13 protein-coding genes are annotated in these 16,219 nt (G+C 57.9%); 8 read left to right on the plus strand and 5 right to left on the minus strand.

Features of this window, described 5'->3' with window-relative positions; genetic code table 11:
- Positions 1-19: 19 nt before the first annotated feature.
- A complete protein-coding gene (locus ACYZT6_RS01890; RefSeq protein WP_462025487.1) occupies positions 20-1,645 on the minus strand; it encodes an ABC transporter substrate-binding protein in 1,626 nt (541 codons plus the stop codon).
- A 1,546-nt stretch (positions 1,646-3,191) separates the two neighbouring features.
- On the opposite strand from ACYZT6_RS01890, the gene ACYZT6_RS01895 reads away from it, so the two are divergent.
- Positions 3,192-3,563, plus strand: a complete 372-nt coding sequence (locus ACYZT6_RS01895; protein WP_462025488.1) for a DUF6124 family protein — start codon at positions 3,192-3,194, stop codon at positions 3,561-3,563.
- Between the two features lie 221 nt (positions 3,564-3,784).
- Here ACYZT6_RS01895 and ACYZT6_RS01900 read toward each other — a convergent pair whose 3' ends face one another.
- Positions 3,785-4,501 (minus strand): SIMPL domain-containing protein, encoded by a 717-nt coding sequence (locus ACYZT6_RS01900; protein WP_462025489.1) that lies wholly within the window; start codon positions 4,499-4,501, stop codon positions 3,785-3,787.
- A 344-nt stretch (positions 4,502-4,845) separates the two neighbouring features.
- Here ACYZT6_RS01900 and ACYZT6_RS01905 point away from each other — a divergent pair, with 344 nt between their 5' ends.
- The 4 genes from ACYZT6_RS01905 to ACYZT6_RS01920 all read left to right on the plus strand — a co-directional run bounded on the left by ACYZT6_RS01905 (position 4,846) and on the right by ACYZT6_RS01920 (position 9,472).
- Positions 4,846-6,108 (plus strand): ATP-binding protein, encoded by a 1,263-nt coding sequence (locus ACYZT6_RS01905; RefSeq protein ID WP_131063121.1) that lies wholly within the window; start codon positions 4,846-4,848, stop codon positions 6,106-6,108.
- A complete protein-coding gene (locus tag ACYZT6_RS01910; protein ID WP_109627955.1) occupies positions 6,101-6,661 on the plus strand; it encodes a response regulator transcription factor in 561 nt (186 codons plus the stop codon). The genes ACYZT6_RS01905 and ACYZT6_RS01910 overlap by 8 nt, the downstream gene beginning before the upstream one ends.
- A 96-nt stretch (positions 6,662-6,757) precedes the next feature.
- Positions 6,758-8,485, plus strand: coding sequence for an ABC transporter ATP-binding protein/permease (locus ACYZT6_RS01915; RefSeq protein ID WP_462025490.1), 1,728 nt, complete (start codon positions 6,758-6,760; stop codon positions 8,483-8,485).
- A 240-nt stretch (positions 8,486-8,725) separates the two neighbouring features.
- Positions 8,726-9,472, plus strand: coding sequence for a FadR/GntR family transcriptional regulator (locus tag ACYZT6_RS01920; protein ID WP_462025491.1), 747 nt, complete (start codon positions 8,726-8,728; stop codon positions 9,470-9,472).
- Between the two features lie 55 nt (positions 9,473-9,527).
- Here ACYZT6_RS01920 and ACYZT6_RS01925 read toward each other — a convergent pair whose 3' ends face one another.
- The 3 genes from ACYZT6_RS01925 to ACYZT6_RS01935 all read right to left on the minus strand — a co-directional run bounded on the left by ACYZT6_RS01925 (position 9,528) and on the right by ACYZT6_RS01935 (position 12,034).
- Entirely contained in the window at positions 9,528-9,881 is a 354-nt protein-coding gene (locus ACYZT6_RS01925) for a hypothetical protein (RefSeq protein WP_462025492.1), read from the minus strand.
- A gap of 645 nt (positions 9,882-10,526) precedes the next feature.
- Complete coding sequence (locus ACYZT6_RS01930; protein WP_462025493.1) at positions 10,527-10,718, minus strand: hypothetical protein; 192 nt, start codon at positions 10,716-10,718, stop codon at positions 10,527-10,529.
- 14 nt (positions 10,719-10,732) lie between these two features.
- Positions 10,733-12,034 carry a phospholipase gene (locus tag ACYZT6_RS01935; RefSeq protein WP_462025494.1) on the minus strand — a complete coding sequence of 434 codons (1,302 nt, stop codon included), beginning with the start codon at positions 12,032-12,034 and terminating at the stop codon, positions 10,733-10,735.
- Between the two features lie 235 nt (positions 12,035-12,269).
- Here ACYZT6_RS01935 and kdgD point away from each other — a divergent pair, with 235 nt between their 5' ends.
- From kdgD to ACYZT6_RS01950, 3 genes are all read left to right on the plus strand, one after another.
- Entirely contained in the window at positions 12,270-13,181 is a 912-nt protein-coding gene (gene kdgD / locus ACYZT6_RS01940) for a 5-dehydro-4-deoxyglucarate dehydratase (RefSeq protein WP_462025495.1), read from the plus strand.
- A 61-nt stretch (positions 13,182-13,242) separates the two neighbouring features.
- Positions 13,243-14,688 carry an aldehyde dehydrogenase family protein gene (locus ACYZT6_RS01945; protein WP_462025496.1) on the plus strand — a complete coding sequence of 482 codons (1,446 nt, stop codon included), beginning with the start codon at positions 13,243-13,245 and terminating at the stop codon, positions 14,686-14,688.
- A gap of 154 nt (positions 14,689-14,842) precedes the next feature.
- Positions 14,843-16,213, plus strand: coding sequence for an MFS transporter (locus ACYZT6_RS01950; RefSeq protein WP_084318088.1), 1,371 nt, complete (start codon positions 14,843-14,845; stop codon positions 16,211-16,213).
- Positions 16,214-16,219: the final 6 nt, after the last annotated feature.

Genomic DNA, 16,219 nt, shown 5'->3' on the forward strand with positions numbered 1-16,219 from the left:
ACGTCGCCGTTGCAAAACCTTATTTGCTGACGCTGACGCCGTAGAAGGAGTTCAAGCCAAACGGGCTGATCTTGAAGTCTTCAACGTTGTTGCGCATGGGTTGGAACACCGTCGAGTGAGCGATAGGTGTCATTGGAACTGCGTCTTTGAGGACGTGTTGCGCCTGTTGGTACAGTTCGGTGCGCTTGCCCTGGTCGGTTGTGCGTTTGGCTTCTTTGACGAGGCCGTCGAACTTCTTGTCGCACCACTTGGAGAAGTTGTTGCCGCTCAGCGAGTCGCAGCCGAACAGTACGTTGAGCCAGTTGTCCGGATCACCATTGTCACCGCTCCAGCCAATGATCATGGCCTGGTTCTCACCGCCCTTGGAGCGCTTGATGTACTCGCCCCATTCGTAGCTGGTGATCTTGACGTTCAGGCCGATCTTCTTCCAGTCGGACTGCAGCATCTCAGCCATCAGTTTGGCGTTCGGGTTGTACGGACGTTGTACCGGCATTGCCCACAGGACGATCTCGGTACCTTCCTTGACGCCAGCTTCCTTGAGCAGCTCCTTGGCTTTCTCAGGGTTGTACGGCGCATCCTTGATCGTGGTGTCGTAAGACCACTGGGTTGGCGGCATGGCGTTGACGGCCAGTTGGCCAGCGCCCTGATACACCGATTTGATGATCTCTGGCTTGTTGACAGCCATGTCCATTGCTTGACGGACTTTAAGATTAGCCAGCGGGTTCGGCTCGTTGCTGCCCTTGACCTTGTCCATCACGTTATAAGCGATGTAGCCCAGGTTGAAACCGGCCTGATCAGGCATCTTCAGGGTTTTGTCGGCCTTGAGCGCTGCCAGGTCGGCCGGGCGCGGGAACAGAGTGACTTGGCACTCGTTCTTCTTCAGCTTCTGGATACGCACGGACGGGTCGGTGGTGATAGCGAAGATCAGGTTATCGATCTTGACGTCTTCAGGCTTCCAGTAGTCCTTGTTCCCGGTGTAGCGGATGTTGGAGTCTTTCTGGTAGCTCTTGAACACGAACGGGCCAGTGCCGACCGGCTTCTGGTTGATGTCGGCGGCTTTGCCTTCCTTGAGCAGCTGGGCAGCGTACTCGGCGGACTGCACCGACGCGAAGCTCATGGCCATGTTCTGGATGAACGCGGCATCAACTTCTTTGAGGGTGAACTTGACGGTGTGGTCGTCGACTTTATCGATCTTGGTGATGTTGGTGTCCATCGCCATGTCGGTGAAGTACGGGAATTCGGTTGGGTACGCCTTACGGAACGGATCATCCTTGTTAATCATGCGATTAAAGGTGAACAGCACGTCGTCGGCGTTGAACTCACGAGTCGGCTTGAAGTACGGGGTGGTGTGGAACTTCACGCCTTCACGCAGGTGAAAGGTGTAAGTCAGGCCATCGTCGGAGATGTCCCACTTGGTCGCCAGACCAGGAATCACAGCGGTGCCGCCGCGCTCGAACTGGGTCAGGCGGTTGAACATGGTTTCTGCAGAGGCGTCGAAGTCGGTTCCGGTGGTGTACTGACCAGGATCAAAACCGGCCGGGCTCCCTTCGGAGCAAAACACCAGGTTAGTCGCCGCTTGGGCGAAAGGTGCGGAGGCTAACAAGCCTGCGCCGACTAAAAACGGAATGACCGCGTGTTTAAGCATGTTGGCCTCATGATTTGTTGTCATTTTTGGAATTAGAGGACGACCTCGTGAGTCGTGCCTGCGGATACTTATGCAGGGGCCATACCCATTGCAAGATCCTGAGTCGCTACAGGCCTTAAACAGTGGCACGAACGTACCTTAATGTCGCATATGTATAAATTCACGCGCATTTGACCGTTTGCGCAGGTTTTTTTCGGTGCAATCGACGCACCGTGGCGGGGCAATCGGCTGGGCTTTCGCACCCGGTTGGAGCGCGGTGTTACTTATTTATACCCATCATTGAGGGGCTGGCGGGCGTGAATGAGATTGAGTTCCGGTTCGGTGGGTAGGTGTTTGTTGTTTAAAGGGTTGTTGTGTCTGTGGGGGCAGATTGTTTCGTTACTGTTTGTCAGTGGACATCTGTGGGTGGTCTTTGGATTTGATATTTGGTGGCGGCTGCGTGGGCGTGTTGGTAGTACCTGGGGTGCAACCCGTTGTTGCTTGCGGTAGCGCTTTTCGCTTTTTTCAAATGTTGAGCACCTGATAAATGAGCATTTTCTGACGGATGCGCAGTGGTCAAATGCTGGGAGCTAGCCTGATAGCCACCAATAATCATGCAGATGTACATCATTCCCCTGTGGGAGTGAGCCTGCTCGCGATGGCGGCCTGATAGCCGACCAGCCTCTTCCAGGTGTACATATCCATTCCTGCGATAACGGCTGCTGGCGGTTTCGCCCTTACGGCGACTCCCTTTGGCAAACGCCCCAAAGGAAGCAAAGGTCTTCGCCCCAACGTCCGGCCCCTCGCTAAGGCTCGGCGTTCCTTCGCTCCGGTATCCATCCGGGGACACTGCCCTCCGGTTGGCTTCGCTGCACCTACATGCAGCGTGTTCGACTGCGTCGAACGGCGCTGCGCGCCACTCCCCGGATGAACACCTCCACTCAGCCTCCCGACGGGGCGGGTGGATCAAGATCAAGAGCTGCAGGCGAGCTAACGCTCGGCCTAATGAGTGGTGAGAAGCGAAGCGTGTACGCCGATCCATTGTGGGAGCTGGCCTGCCAGCGATGGCGGCCTGACAGCCGACCAATTTCTTGCAGGTGTACACCGAACCCTGTGGGAGCTGGCTTGCCTGCGATGGCTTCCTGACAGCCGACCAATCTCTTTCTCCTTCCCCCGATTGATCGTTCCCTACGCTCTCCGTGGGAATGCCGCCCGGGACGCTCTGCGTTCCATTTTTGTGTTGAACCATGTGTAAAAAACACAGCGTTTTCCCACGCATTTTTCAGGTTGCCGGGTAGGAAGCAGTGTCTCTAACCTCTGGGTGTCGCTGAAAAACTCAGCGATCGGGTGTGAGAACCCGGTAACAGATATGTATGAATCTAGCGCCAGCATCACCATAATTGCCGCCAGCTATTCGCTGCCTGCAATGCTCTATGGCAGCTGTGTGCGGGCGGACTTCGGTCCGGCCGGTTCTCTGTTCCCGGTTTTCTCACCCTGCACATAGCTGCCACCACTTTTCGTGTGAGAAACGAAAAGTGATGGCTCCCAAAATGAACAGGGAAATCAAATGAACAAAATTGTCCCCGATCCACCCGTCAACACCACCACTCCCAATCCCGAATCCACCGAAGCCGAAGCGCTCCTACGGGACCGCGAAGCCATAAAACGCGCCCTCGATTACTACCTCGATCCACCCGACCAATACGCCCCCAAACCCCGTCGCCCCAGCACCATGTTCATGATCGCTCCGGACATGGATAGCGAAAGTCTCCTGGCTCAAGCTTGCGAGTCGTTAGAATCGGCGAGTGTCATGACCAGTGATTTCGCCGCGAACCTGATCGGCCCGCAGCGCCACACGGTGTTGGCGATTCAGCAGATCATCATGCTGGCGGAACTGGCGGTGAATCGGGCGTTGGATAACGTCGATCCGCAGGGCTGATCAAAGACCGAGTCATCGTTCATCGCGAGCAGGCTCGCTCCCACATTTGATCTTTGTCGTACACAAAATCCGTCTACACACTCGACCCCTGTGGGAGCCAGCCTGCTGGCGATGGCGGTAGATCATTCACCACAAAACTGACGGGTTCACCTGACTTTTGGCAGGCAATAAAAAACGGCGACCACTTAAGTAACCGCCGTTGCTGTGTACGTGTTATCGAATCAAGGCATCAACACTTCAATCGCGCCATCTGCCGTCATGCTGACCTGGCTGGTGCCCGCCTCAACTTCCGGTGTCACCGGCGCACCGTCCATGCCGGCCGCTTTCATCATCATCGGCCCGCGCATGAACGGTTGTGGATAACCGTTGCTGTTCAGGTTCAGGTTAACTATTTTGTAGCCCTTGCCACCCAGTGCGTCGGTCGCCAGTTGGGCGCGGGCCTTGAAGGCGGTCACGGCTTCTTTAAGCAGCGCGTCTTCGCTGGCCTTGCGTGTTGGCGTGGCGATGGCGAAGTCCATGCCGCCCATTTTCAGGTCGGTCAGCAGTTCGCCGGTCAACTTCGACAGCGCGGCGAAGTCCGAGCTTTCCAGGCGCAGTTCGGCGCGTTCACGCCAGCCGGTGATTTTCTGGCCCTTGGTGTCGTAGATCGGGTAGCTGTTGCGGCTGCCCTGGCGCAGGGTGACTTCCTTGACCTGTTTGGCCTGGGCCAGCGCTTTGTTCATGGTGGTGCTGACGTCGGCGGCGAGTTTGGCCGGGTCGGTGTTTTGTTCTTCGGTGTAGAGGGTCACGATCATCAGGTCGCGAGCTACTTCCTGGCTGACTTCGGCACGCAGGGAGATCTGGTTGTAATGAAGCTCGTCGGCGGCCAGGGCCGGCAGGCTGGCGACGGTGCCAACGCTAAGGGCAAGAAGGGCGGCGCTGCGGCGGAAACTGTGCATGAAAACTCCTTGGGCGGTGCGCAGGGGTTAAGGTCCGAGCCTGCGTGAAACCATCAGACTCTAGCTTTAATGATCCGGTTCGCACAGTTACAACTTCTATACAGATGGAGTTCAGGAGACCGCGTCGAGGCCATTCGCGGGCAAGCCTCGCTCCTACAGGGATGTGTCGTACGCAAATCCTCTGAACGACACATTCCTGTAGGAGCGAGGCTTGCCCGCGAAGGCGTCCTTACAGACGCAGCAGAACTTCCTGCCATGTGGCTGTTTGCCGCACTTTTGCCTGTCAGCCCCCGTGCTTGGTTATACTCCGTGCGATCCGCCTGGAGCGCTCATCAGGAGAGCTCATGCTCGCCCCCGTTCAAATCACTTCCGCCACTCGCCAGAATCTCTGGCGGCTCACGTTCATCCGCACTTTAGTACTCGCAGCCCAAGCCGGTTCTGTGGGGCTTGCCTACTGGTTCGATCTGCTGCCGTTGCCGTGGGTGCAACTGGCGATGACCCTGGGTTGCTCGACGCTGCTGTGCGCGTTCACCGCGGTTCGTCTGCGCACCTCGTGGCCGGTGACCGAGCTGGAATATGCCCTGCAACTGGCCTGCGATCTATTTATCCACAGTGCCTTGCTGTATTTCTCCGGCGGTTCGACCAACCCGTTTGTCTCGTATTACCTGGTGCCGCTGACCATCGCCGCCGTGACGTTGCCGTGGCGCTATTCGGTGATTCTGTCCGGTATTGCGCTGGCGCTTTATACGTTGTTGCTGGCGCAGTTCTATCCGCTGGAAACCTTTCCCATCGCCCGGGAAAACCTGCAAATCTACGGCATGTGGCTGAGTTTCGCCCTCGCCGCAGCGGTCATCACGTTCTTCGCCGCGCGCATGGCCGAAGAGTTGCGCCGTCAGGAAGAATTGCGTGCCATCCGCCGTGAAGAAGGCCTGCGCGACCAGCAATTGCTCGCCGTTGCGACCCAGGCAGCGGGCGCCGCCCATGAGCTGGGCACACCGTTGGCGACCATGAGCGTGCTGCTCAAGGAAATGCGCCAGGATCATCACGACCCGCTGTTGCAGGACGATTTGAGCGTGCTGCAGGATCAGGTCAAACTCTGCAAAGAGACCTTGCAGCAACTGGTGCGCGCCGCTGAAGCCAATCGCCGCTTGGCGGTGGAAATGCAGGACGTCACCGACTGGCTCGACGAAGCGCTGAACCGCTGGCACCTGATGCGCCCGGAAGCCAGTTACCGCTTCCAGCGCCTGGGCCAAGGCACCGTGCCACGCATGGCGCCGCCGCCTGACCTGACGCAAGCGCTGCTGAATTTGCTGAACAACGCCGCCGATGCCTGCCCCGAAGGGTTGCAGGTGACGCTGGACTGGAATGCCGAGGACCTGACCATCAGCATTCGCGACCACGGCGCCGGTGTGCCGCTGGCCATTGCCGAACAGATCGGCAAACCGTTTTTTACCACCAAGGGCAAAGGTTTCGGCCTGGGCCTGTTTTTGAGCAAGGCCAGCGTGACACGCGCCGGCGGCTCAGTGAAACTCTACAGTCATGAGGAAGGCGGCACGCTCACCGAGCTGCGCCTGCCCCGTGTCGCCCGAGGAGACGAACATGAGTGACGAGATCCAAGTTGAAGGCGAAGAACTGCCGCATTTGCTGCTGGTAGACGACGATGCAACCTTTACCCGCGTGATGGCCCGCGCCATGGCACGCCGTGGTTTTCGCGTCAGCACCGCCGGTTCTGCCGAAGAAGGGCTGGTCATCGCCCAGGCCGACATCCCGGATTACGCCGCCCTGGACCTGAAAATGGACGGCGACTCAGGCCTGGTGTTGCTGCCTAAACTGCTCGAACTCGACCCGGAAATGCGCGTGGTGATCCTCACCGGTTATTCGAGCATTGCCACCGCCGTCGAGGCGATCAAGCGCGGCGCCTGCAATTACCTGTGCAAACCGGCGGACGCCGACGACGTGCTGGCCGCGCTGCTCTCCGAACACGCTGACCTCGACACTCTGGTGCCGGAAAACCCGATGTCGGTGGACCGCCTGCAGTGGGAACACATCCAGCGCGTGCTCACCGAACACGAAGGCAACATCTCCGCCACTGCCCGCGCCCTGGGCATGCACCGCCGCACGCTGCAACGCAAACTGCAGAAGCGCCCGGTCCGTCGCTGAACGGACGCTGAACGATTATCGCCAGCCCTCGCGATAACCCGAACCGATCATCTATGATCGGTTCGTGTGTGTTCTTTTCTTTATCGAGCCTTATCCATGAAGCAGAACGCTGAGTATTCCGCGGTCAACGATGCTGTGCGCGGGCAGTTTTTTCGAAAAGTCTGGGCGATGATCACGCCTTACTGGCGCAGCGAGGAGAAGGTCAAGGCCTGGACGCTGCTGATCGCGGTGATTGCGTTATCGTTGATCAGCGTGGGGATCTCGGTGTGGTTCAACACCTGGTACAAGGATTTTTACAACGCGCTGCAGCAAAAAGACGAAGCGGCGTTCTGGCGGCTGATTCTGTATTTCTGCGGGATTGCGGCAGTGGCGATTGTCGGTGCCGTGTACCGGCTCTACCTGACCCAGATGCTGACCATTCGCTGGCGTGCCTGGCTCACGGAAAAGCATTTCGCCCGCTGGCTCGGCAACAAGAATTACTACCAGCTGGAGCAGGGCGGTTACACCGATAACCCGGACCAACGGATTTCCGAAGACCTCAACAATTTCACCTCCAATACCCTGGAGTTGGGCATCGGTTTGCTTCGCAATATTGTCAGCCTGGTGTCGTTCTCGATCATTCTGTGGGGCGTGTCGGGCAGTATCGAAGTCTTTGGTTTTACCATTCCCGGCTATATGTTCTGGTGTGTGCTGGTGTATGCCGTGATCGGCAGCTGGCTGACCCATTTGATCGGTCGCCGCTTGATCGGCCTGAACAACCAGCAACAACGTTTCGAAGCCGATCTACGCTTCTCGATGGTGCGGATTCGCGAGAATGCCGAGAGCATTGCGCTGTACAACGGCGAGCCCAATGAAAACCGTCGCTTGAGCAACCGCTTCGGGATGGTCTGGCACAATTTCTGGGACATCATGAAGGTGTCCAAGCGTCTGACGTTCTTTACCGCAGGTTACCAACAGGCTGCCATCATCTTTCCATTCATCGTCGCTTCGCCGCGTTACTTGTCCGGCAAGATCGAACTCGGCGAGCTGATGCAAATCAGTTCGGCGTTCGGCAATGTGCAGGAGAGTTTCAGCTGGTTTATCAGTGCGTACCAGAACCTCGCGTCGTGGCGCGCCACTTGCGATCGTCTGCTGAGTTTCCGCCAAGCCATGACCGACAACGAAGAGCGCGCACCGGCCATCGATGTGCAGACTTCGGGTACAGCATTGAAAGTGCACAACCTCGGCCTCGATCTGGCGGACGGTCGTCACCTGCTGACCAACGCCGACATGACCGTGGAGGAGGGCGAACGCGTCATGCTCAGCGGTCGCTCCGGCAGCGGCAAGTCGACCCTGCTGCGGGCGATGGGGCACCTATGGCCGGCGGGTCACGGCAGTATTCGTCTGCCGACGGCGCGTTACCTGTTCCTGCCGCAAAAACCGTATCTGCCGATTGGCACGTTGCGCGAGGCGCTGAGTTATCCACAGGCCGGCGAGACCTATCCGCACGAGCGTTATGTGCATGTGCTGGAGACTTGCCGCTTGCCGCACCTCGTTGCGCGTCTGGACGAAGCCAACCACTGGCAGCGCATGCTGTCGCCGGGTGAGCAGCAACGACTGGCCTTCGCCCGCGCACTGCTCTATGCACCGCAGTGGCTGTACATGGACGAAGCGACGTCGGCGATGGACGAAGAGGATGAAGCGTCGCTGTATCAGGCGTTGATCGATGAGATTCCGGGGCTGAGCATTGTCAGCGTCGGGCATCGCAGCAGCCTGAAGCGTTTCCACCCACGGCACATTCGTATCGACAATGGCCATCTGGTGGATCAAACCGTGACCGCATAAACCACCGCCTTCCTTTTGGATGGCCTTTGTGGCGAGGGGGCTTGCCCCCGTTCCAGTGCGCAGCACTGGCAAGATTTTCTAAGCGTGCGAGATTTTGGGGCCGCTTCGCGACCCAACGGGGGCAAGCCCCCTCGCCACAGAAGCCCGCTCCCACAGGGATAGTGTTTGCTGACGGTGATCGTACAACCGCGTTGAGCTATGATGCGGTTTCAGCCGCAATTTTCGAGACAGACGTTCACCATGGAAAACCCGATCGACGCACCACGCCTCCCTCGCAAGCGCCGCAGCCTCGCACAGGAATTGGTGACGGTGCTGTCCGAGCAGATCCGCGACGGTCACCTCAAGCGCGGCGACAAATTGCCCACCGAGTCGGCGATCATGGATGCCCATGGCGTCAGCCGCACCGTGGTGCGTGAAGCGATTTCCCGTTTGCAGGCGGCTGGCCAGGTCGAAACCCGCCACGGCATCGGCACCTTTGTGCTCGACACCCCGAGCCCGAGCGGTTTCCGTATCGACCCAGCGACTGTAGTCACTCTGCGGGATGTGCTGGCGATTCTGGAACTGCGTATCAGCCTCGAAGTTGAATCCGCCGGCCTCGCCGCACAACGCCGCAGTCCGGAGCAGTTAGCGTTGATGCGAGCGGCGCTGGACGCGCTAAATGAAAGCGTCTCTCACGCCAGCGATGCCGTGGCATCCGACTTCCAGTTCCACCTGCAAATCGCCCTGGCGACCGGCAACCGCTACTTCACCGACATCATGACCCACCTGGGCACCAGCATCATTCCGCGTACCCGCCTCAACTCCGCGCGCCTGGCCCATGACGACCAGCAGCACTACATGAGTCGTCTGAGCCGTGAGCACGAAGAGATTTACGACGCGATCGCGCGCCAGGATTCGGATGCGGCGCGGGCTGCGATGCGGTTGCATTTGACGAATAGTCGGGAGCGGCTGCGCCATGCTCATGAAGAGGCTGAGGCGCAGCGTTGAAGTTCTGGTTGTTGTCGACGGTCAACGGAATTCGGTGTTGACCGTCGCCCGTTAACTACAGCTCGAGTTTTACCTCCTGCTTAGTGGAGAACTCAGGTACTTGGTTGGGACGTTCTACTGTGTACTGCAACTCGGCGGTGGCACCTGACGTCAGATTCTCTTCGAAGATGCGCTTCGGTATTTTAAAAACGATGAGTTTTCCCGCTGAGAGTGAGTTCAGTAAAACCTCTTCACTCCAGGTATTACCGGTAGACGTCGCTACCGTTAATTTGACAAAGTCTCCTTTCGCCGCATTTGGATAAGCCTCAATCTCACCATGCGCCGGGTCAATCAGGTTATGAACGTAAAGTTTGCCGTCAATGGCTTCTCTAAGCTTTGGGGCAGCCAAAAAATTCACTTCTGCAGTCATGATCAAAATCCCTTTAGCAAATCAAACCGTTTGAAAGCGCGAACTGGAACGCTTCGCTGACGGAGCCGGTTTGTTAACTCCGGAATCATTTAGGCCTTGGCGGCAGTTGTTCGGCTACTGTCATAAATTACAGTTCCGACGAGTGGTTGCCTTTCTCCAACATTTTTCTATAAAAAACGGCACGCTGATGTTCACGTCGCTAGCCCTGTTTCACGACGTAGTCGATATATTTGACGCTGTTATCAAGCAGCACTATGAATGTCCTTTTCGTGATCACAAAGAACTTGTCGGGAATTGCTTCGAACCTTACTTGATCGCCTTTGTTGGCGTAACGATCAAAATCCGGCAATTCTAAAACTGCCTGTTTAGTAGAGAGCGGGAAGAAAAATCGATGTGTCGTTTTCATGAGGTTTGCCAATGAGAGAGGTCGACGCCCGGATTAGACTCTTCCTTTTGCATCGCCCGTAACTGTAAGAAATAACAGTCCCGACGAACGGTCAGCGGCTATCTGTTCACCCAGCTGCGCCAGGGGAAATGCCATCGCGAGCAGGCTCGCTCCTACATTGGGTCGATGGCGCTCACAAATAATGTGTTCACCGAAGATCCCTTGTAGGAGCGAGCCTGCTCGCGATGGGGCCATTAGCTTCAGCCAGTCTTCAGAATCGAACGATCCACCCGCACGGCCAACTCAGACGTCGCAGATTTAACATCGAACATCACACTTCCATGCTTATCCACAGACGCCCGGGCGATCGGCACACCCTTGGACAACAATTCCAACGGCGCGCCCTCCAACGATTGCCCCGAAGCCAGTTCCAGTTTCAATTTGATAGTCATCATCGATCTCCTTATCAGGCCACGTTGCCAGTGGGTTTGTAGTCCTTGAGCAGCAAGTACGTGCTCCAGCCCCACCAGTCATCGACGGTGGCGGTGTCGTTCAGGTTGTTGACGTCCTTGCGCCGCAGCACTTTGCTGCCCTCAACCCGGAACAGCGGTGAAAAGTTGTTCGCCAGGTTCAGCACGGCTTGCAGGTCCGGGTTTTTTTTCAAGGCGCCGACGTTACCGGGCGCGGGGGCGGTGCCGCTGAGATACGCTGCAAACACTTCATCGGCCGACACCTGAACGGCCTGATTCACCTGCACGCGATTGGCGCTGTCGATGGCGTCGAAGTAGCGTTTGTCGCCATACGCCCGCCATTGATCGCCGTTGCCGTTGCGCACATTGAGGCCGAACTTGCTGTCTTCGTCGTGCATGAAGCGGGTGATCAACGAGCCCAGATCACTCGGCGTCACCACCGCTGCCAATTGTTTACGCGGCACGCGCAAGTGGCCGGCGGAAAACAGGTCGGTCAGGTAATGATCGGCAAACGCATTAATCGCGTAGGCCAGTTCCAGCTGCTTTTCATCGCCGCTGTTGTGAGCCTTTACCGCTTGTTGCAGCGCCGCGGCATGCCCGGCGATGTACGCCAGCAGCGCCCACTCGGCGAAGTGATCGGCATTGTTGGCGGCCAGTTTCAGATAGCGTCCCAATGGAAACAGCGCCGAGACGAAACTGCCGCCGCCAGTGATTCTGTTCCACTCTTCGGACAACATATCACCGAGGGCGTCATACGCCTCATGAGGCTGTTTGCCGTCCTTGATCGCCTGTTTAACGGCGGCGATTTCCTTCTGCATGACGCCGAGAATCAGCTTGGCTTCGGCATTGGACGCAGGCAGCACAGCCAGCGAATTGAACGCGTTGGTAAAACGCTGGATGCGATCGGCAGGGGTGGCGCCTTCGCTGACCGGTTGTTCGGGAATGCCATAAAAATCGCCACCCAACGCGACGATCTGACCGTAAGTCAGCGCCAGTCCATTCGGCAGATGCAGCTCCACCTGCGAGGCCGGGACGGCGGGGGCGTCCTTGACGAAACGCAGCAGCGTGCTGTCACCGATGGCGGTGTGCTCGCCGCCCTCGAACCTCAGCTGCGGCTTGCCTTTCAAGGCTTTGCCAGGCGTAGCGTTAATTGTTTGAGGCGCGTCGTGATGTTCGCTGAGATGCAGCATCAGCGAACTGTCGGCGTTAATGGCGATGCCGTCTTCGGTAAAAAGATCATCCAGATTCGCGATGATCTGTTCGGGGTTTTCCTGCGATTGAGTGTGTAGACCTGACATTTCTAGCTCCTTGATATGTCGTCGGTACGTTTCAAAATAACTGTATGTATATACAGTCATTCGGAGCATAGGCGAGAAATTTCCCACGTCAAGAAAATCCCTTTCCGACACAAATTCCGGGCACACCGATGAAATGCAGTTGACGGTTATTATTTAAGTTGTACGATGACCTACAACTCGGCCAAAGGCTGAATGCTTTTCTCACACAAACGTCGCTACCCAGGGTGTTCGAATAATGAATCCACAAGAACTGAAGTCCATCCTCTCTTCTGGCCTGCTGTCTTTCCCGGTCACCGACTTCAATGCTCAGGGCGACTTCCATCGCGCTGGCTACATCAAACGTCTCGAATGGCTGGCCCCATACGGCGCCACGGCGTTGTTCGCCGCGGGCGGCACCGGTGAGTTTTTCTCGCTGGCGGCCAGCGAATATTCGGAAATCATCAAGACTGCCGTCGACACCTGCGAAACCAGCGTGCCGATCCTGGCTGGCGTGGGCGGTTCGACTCGCCAAGCCATCGAATACGCACAGGAAGCCGAGCGTCTGGGCGCCAAAGGCCTGTTGCTGCTGCCGCACTACCTGACCGAAGCCAGCCAGGACGGCGTTGCCGCCCACGTTGAGGCCGTGTGCAAATCGGTGAAAATCGGCGTGGTGGTTTACAACCGCAACGTCTGCCGCCTGACCGCTCCGTTGCTGGAACGCCTGGCTGAGCGCTGCCCGAACCTGATCGGCTACAAGGATGGCCTGGGTGATATCGAGTTGATGGTGTCGATCCGTCGCCGCCTCGGTGATCGCTTCAGCTACCTGGGCGGTCTGCCGACCGCCGAAGTCTACGCTGCTGCCTACAAGGCCCTGGGTGTACCGGTTTACTCCTCGGCGGTATTCAACTTCATCCCGAAAACCGCGATGGATTTCTACCACGCCATTGCCCGCGAAGATCACGACACCGTTGGCAAGATCATCGACGACTTCTTCCTGCCATACCTGGACATCCGTAACCGCAAAGCCGGTTACGCGGTGAGCATCGTCAAGGCTGGGGCAAGAATTGCCGGCTATGACGCAGGTCCTGTGCGTGCGCCGCTGACCGATCTGACCGGCGAAGAGTATGAAATGCTCGCCGCGCTGATCGACAAGCAAGGTGCGCAGTAAAACCCGACAAAACCAAGGCCGCTGAGCAATCAGCGGCTTTTTGCGTGAGGAGATCTTCCCAGTGGCTGATACAAAGCGTTTCGATAACTACATCAACGGTGAATGGGTCGCGGGCAGTGATTACTGCGCCAACATCAACCCGTCCGAACTGACCGATATCATCGGCGACTACGCCAAGGCTGACCTCGCTCAAGTCCAGGCCGCCATCGACGCCGCCCGCGCCGCGTTCCCGGTCTGGTCCACTTCGGGCATCCAGGCTCGCCACGATTCGCTGGATAAAGTCGGTACCGAAATCCTCGCCCGTCGCGAAGAACTCGGCACCTTGCTGGCCCGGGAAGAGGGCAAGACCCTGCCCGAAGCCATCGGCGAAGTGACCCGCGCCGGTAACATCTTCAAGTTCTTCGCCGGTGAAACCCTGCGTCTGTCCGGCGACTATTTGCCATCGGTACGTCCGGGTGTGAACGTCGAAGTTACTCGCGAAGCATTGGGCGTCGTTGGCTTGATCACGCCGTGGAACTTCCCGATCGCGATCCCTGCGTGGAAAATCGCCCCGGCCTTGGCCTACGGCAACTGCGTCGTGCTGAAACCGGCCGATCTGGTGCCGGGTTGCGCCTGGGCGCTGGCTGAAATCATCTCCCGTGCAGGCTTCCCGGCCGGTGTGTTCAACCTGGTGATGGGCAGCGGTCGTGTGGTGGGCGATGCGCTGGTGCAGAGCCCTAAGGTTGACGGCATCAGCTTCACCGGTTCCGTCGGTGTCGGTCGTCAGATCGCAGTCAGCTGCGTCTCCCGCCAGGCCAAGGTTCAGCTGGAAATGGGCGGCAAGAACCCGCAGATCATTCTCGACGACGCCGACCTGAAACAAGCGGTCGAGCTGTCGGTGCAGAGCGCGTTTTACTCCACCGGTCAGCGTTGCACGGCGTCGAGCCGCTTCATCGTCACCGCCGGCATCCACGACAAATTCGTCGAAGCCATGGCCGAGCGCATGAAGTCGATCAAGGTCGGTCACGCGCTGAAAACCGGCACCGACATCGGTCCGGTCGTCTCGCAAGCCCAGCTTGAACAGGACTTGAAATACATCGACATCGGCCAGTCCGAAGGTGCTCGTCTGGTCAGCGGTGGCGGTCTGGTGACCTGCGAAACCGAAGGCTACTACCTCGCGCCAACGCTGTTTGCCGACAGCGAAGCCGCGATGCGCATCAGCCGTGAGGAGATCTTTGGCCCAGTGGCCAACATCGTTCGCGTTGCCGATTACGACGCCGCGCTGGCCATGGCCAACGACACCGAGTTCGGTCTGTCGGCGGGCATCGCCACCACGTCGCTGAAGTACGCCAACCACTTCAAGCGCCACTCCCAGGCCGGGATGGTGATGGTCAACTTGCCGACGGCGGGCGTGGATTACCACGTTCCATTCGGTGGGCGTAAAGGTTCATCCTATGGATCACGTGAGCAAGGTCGCTATGCGCAAGAGTTCTACACGGTCGTAAAAACTGCCTACATCGGTTCCTGATCCACGCAATACCTGTGGGAGAGCTGGCCTGCCAGCGATGGCATCACCGCGGTGTGACTGACATACCGATGTGCCCGTATCGCTGGCAGGCCAGCTCCCACAAAAACAACATCGTTATTACCCGCATAAAAATAATCAGTGGGAGTACATCTACATGCAATCGACCCAGAAGCCGACTCACGTCCGCTATTTGATCCTGCTCATGCTGTTTCTGGTGACCACGATCAATTACGCCGACCGGGCTACCATCGCAATCGCCGGCTCCAGCCTGCAAAAAGACCTCGGCATCGACGCGGTCACCCTCGGTTACATCTTCTCCGCATTCGGTTGGGCCTACGTGGCCGGGCAAATTCCCGGTGGCTGGCTGCTGGACCGTTTCGGTTCGAAAAAAATCTATGCGCTGAGCATCTTCACCTGGTCGCTGTTCACCGTGCTGCAGGGTTATGTCGGTGAGTTCGGCATGTCCACGGCGGTGGTTGCGCTGTTCATGTTGCGCTTCCTGGTGGGCCTGGCCGAAGCGCCATCCTTCCCTGGTAACGCGCGCATCGTTGCGGCCTGGTTCCCGACGGCTGAACGCGGTACGGCCTCGGCGATCTTCAACTCGGCGCAATACTTCGCCACCGTGTTGTTTGCACCGCTGATGGGCTGGATCGTTTATAGCTTCGGCTGGCAGCACGTGTTCATCGTCATGGGCGTGATCGGCATCATCTTCTCCGGCATATGGCTGAAAGTGATTTACAGCCCGCGCCAGCACCCGATGATCAACGATGCCGAGTTCAAGCACATCGCCGACAACGGCGGCATGGTCGACATGGATCAGGACAAAGGCAAAGGCACCAAGGCTGACGGTCCGAAGTGGGACTACATCCGCCAGTTGCTGACCAACCGCATGATGCTCGGCGTGTATCTGGGCCAGTACTGCATCAACGGCATCACCTACTTCTTCCTGACCTGGTTCCCGGTGTACCTGGTGCAAGAACGCGGCATGACCATCCTCAAGGCCGGTTTCATTGCCTCGTTGCCGGCGATCTGCGGCTTCATCGGCGGGGTGCTTGGCGGGGTGATTTCCGACTACCTGCTGCGCAAGGGCCATTCCCTGACTTTCGCCCGCAAGGCGCCGATCATCGCTGGTTTGCTGGTCTCCAGCAGCATTGTGGCGTGCAACTATGTCGATGTTGAGTGGATGGTCGTTGGCTTCATGGCCCTGGCCTTCTTCGGCAAAGGCGTGGGTGCGTTGGGTTGGGCCGTGGTGTCCGACACCTCGCCGAAACAGATCGCCGGTCTCAGCGGTGGCTTGTTCAACACCTTCGGCAACATCGCGTCGATCACCACTCCAATCGTGATCGGCTACATCATCAGCTCCACCGGTTCGTTCAAATGGGCGCTGGTGTTTGTCGGTTGCAACGCACTGGTCGCAGTGTTCAGCTACCTGGTGATCGTTGGTCCGATCAAGCGTGTGGTGCTTAAAGAGCCGCCAGTCAGCGGCCCTGAAACCAACAACAAATTGTCTCAAGCGCATTCCTGAGGAGCG

The organism is Pseudomonas sp. RT6P73, assembly GCF_054897715.1.

Coding starts and splice junctions, on each gene's coding strand:
- ACYZT6_RS01890 (WP_462025487.1), bottom strand. CDS start 1,645: ATGCTTAAACACGCGGTCATTCCGTTTTTAGTCGGCGCAGGCTTGTTA.
- ACYZT6_RS01895 (WP_462025488.1), top strand. CDS start 3,192: ATGAACAAAATTGTCCCCGATCCACCCGTCAACACCACCACTCCCAAT.
- ACYZT6_RS01900 (WP_462025489.1), bottom strand. CDS start 4,501: ATGCACAGTTTCCGCCGCAGCGCCGCCCTTCTTGCCCTTAGCGTTGGC.
- ACYZT6_RS01905 (WP_131063121.1), top strand. CDS start 4,846: ATGCTCGCCCCCGTTCAAATCACTTCCGCCACTCGCCAGAATCTCTGG.
- ACYZT6_RS01910 (WP_109627955.1), top strand. CDS start 6,101: ATGAGTGACGAGATCCAAGTTGAAGGCGAAGAACTGCCGCATTTGCTG.
- ACYZT6_RS01915 (WP_462025490.1), top strand. CDS start 6,758: ATGAAGCAGAACGCTGAGTATTCCGCGGTCAACGATGCTGTGCGCGGG.
- ACYZT6_RS01920 (WP_462025491.1), top strand. CDS start 8,726: ATGGAAAACCCGATCGACGCACCACGCCTCCCTCGCAAGCGCCGCAGC.
- ACYZT6_RS01925 (WP_462025492.1), bottom strand. CDS start 9,881: ATGACTGCAGAAGTGAATTTTTTGGCTGCCCCAAAGCTTAGAGAAGCC.
- ACYZT6_RS01930 (WP_462025493.1), bottom strand. CDS start 10,718: ATGACTATCAAATTGAAACTGGAACTGGCTTCGGGGCAATCGTTGGAG.
- ACYZT6_RS01935 (WP_462025494.1), bottom strand. CDS start 12,034: ATGTCAGGTCTACACACTCAATCGCAGGAAAACCCCGAACAGATCATC.
- kdgD (WP_462025495.1), top strand. CDS start 12,270: ATGAATCCACAAGAACTGAAGTCCATCCTCTCTTCTGGCCTGCTGTCT.
- ACYZT6_RS01950 (WP_084318088.1), top strand. CDS start 14,843: ATGCAATCGACCCAGAAGCCGACTCACGTCCGCTATTTGATCCTGCTC.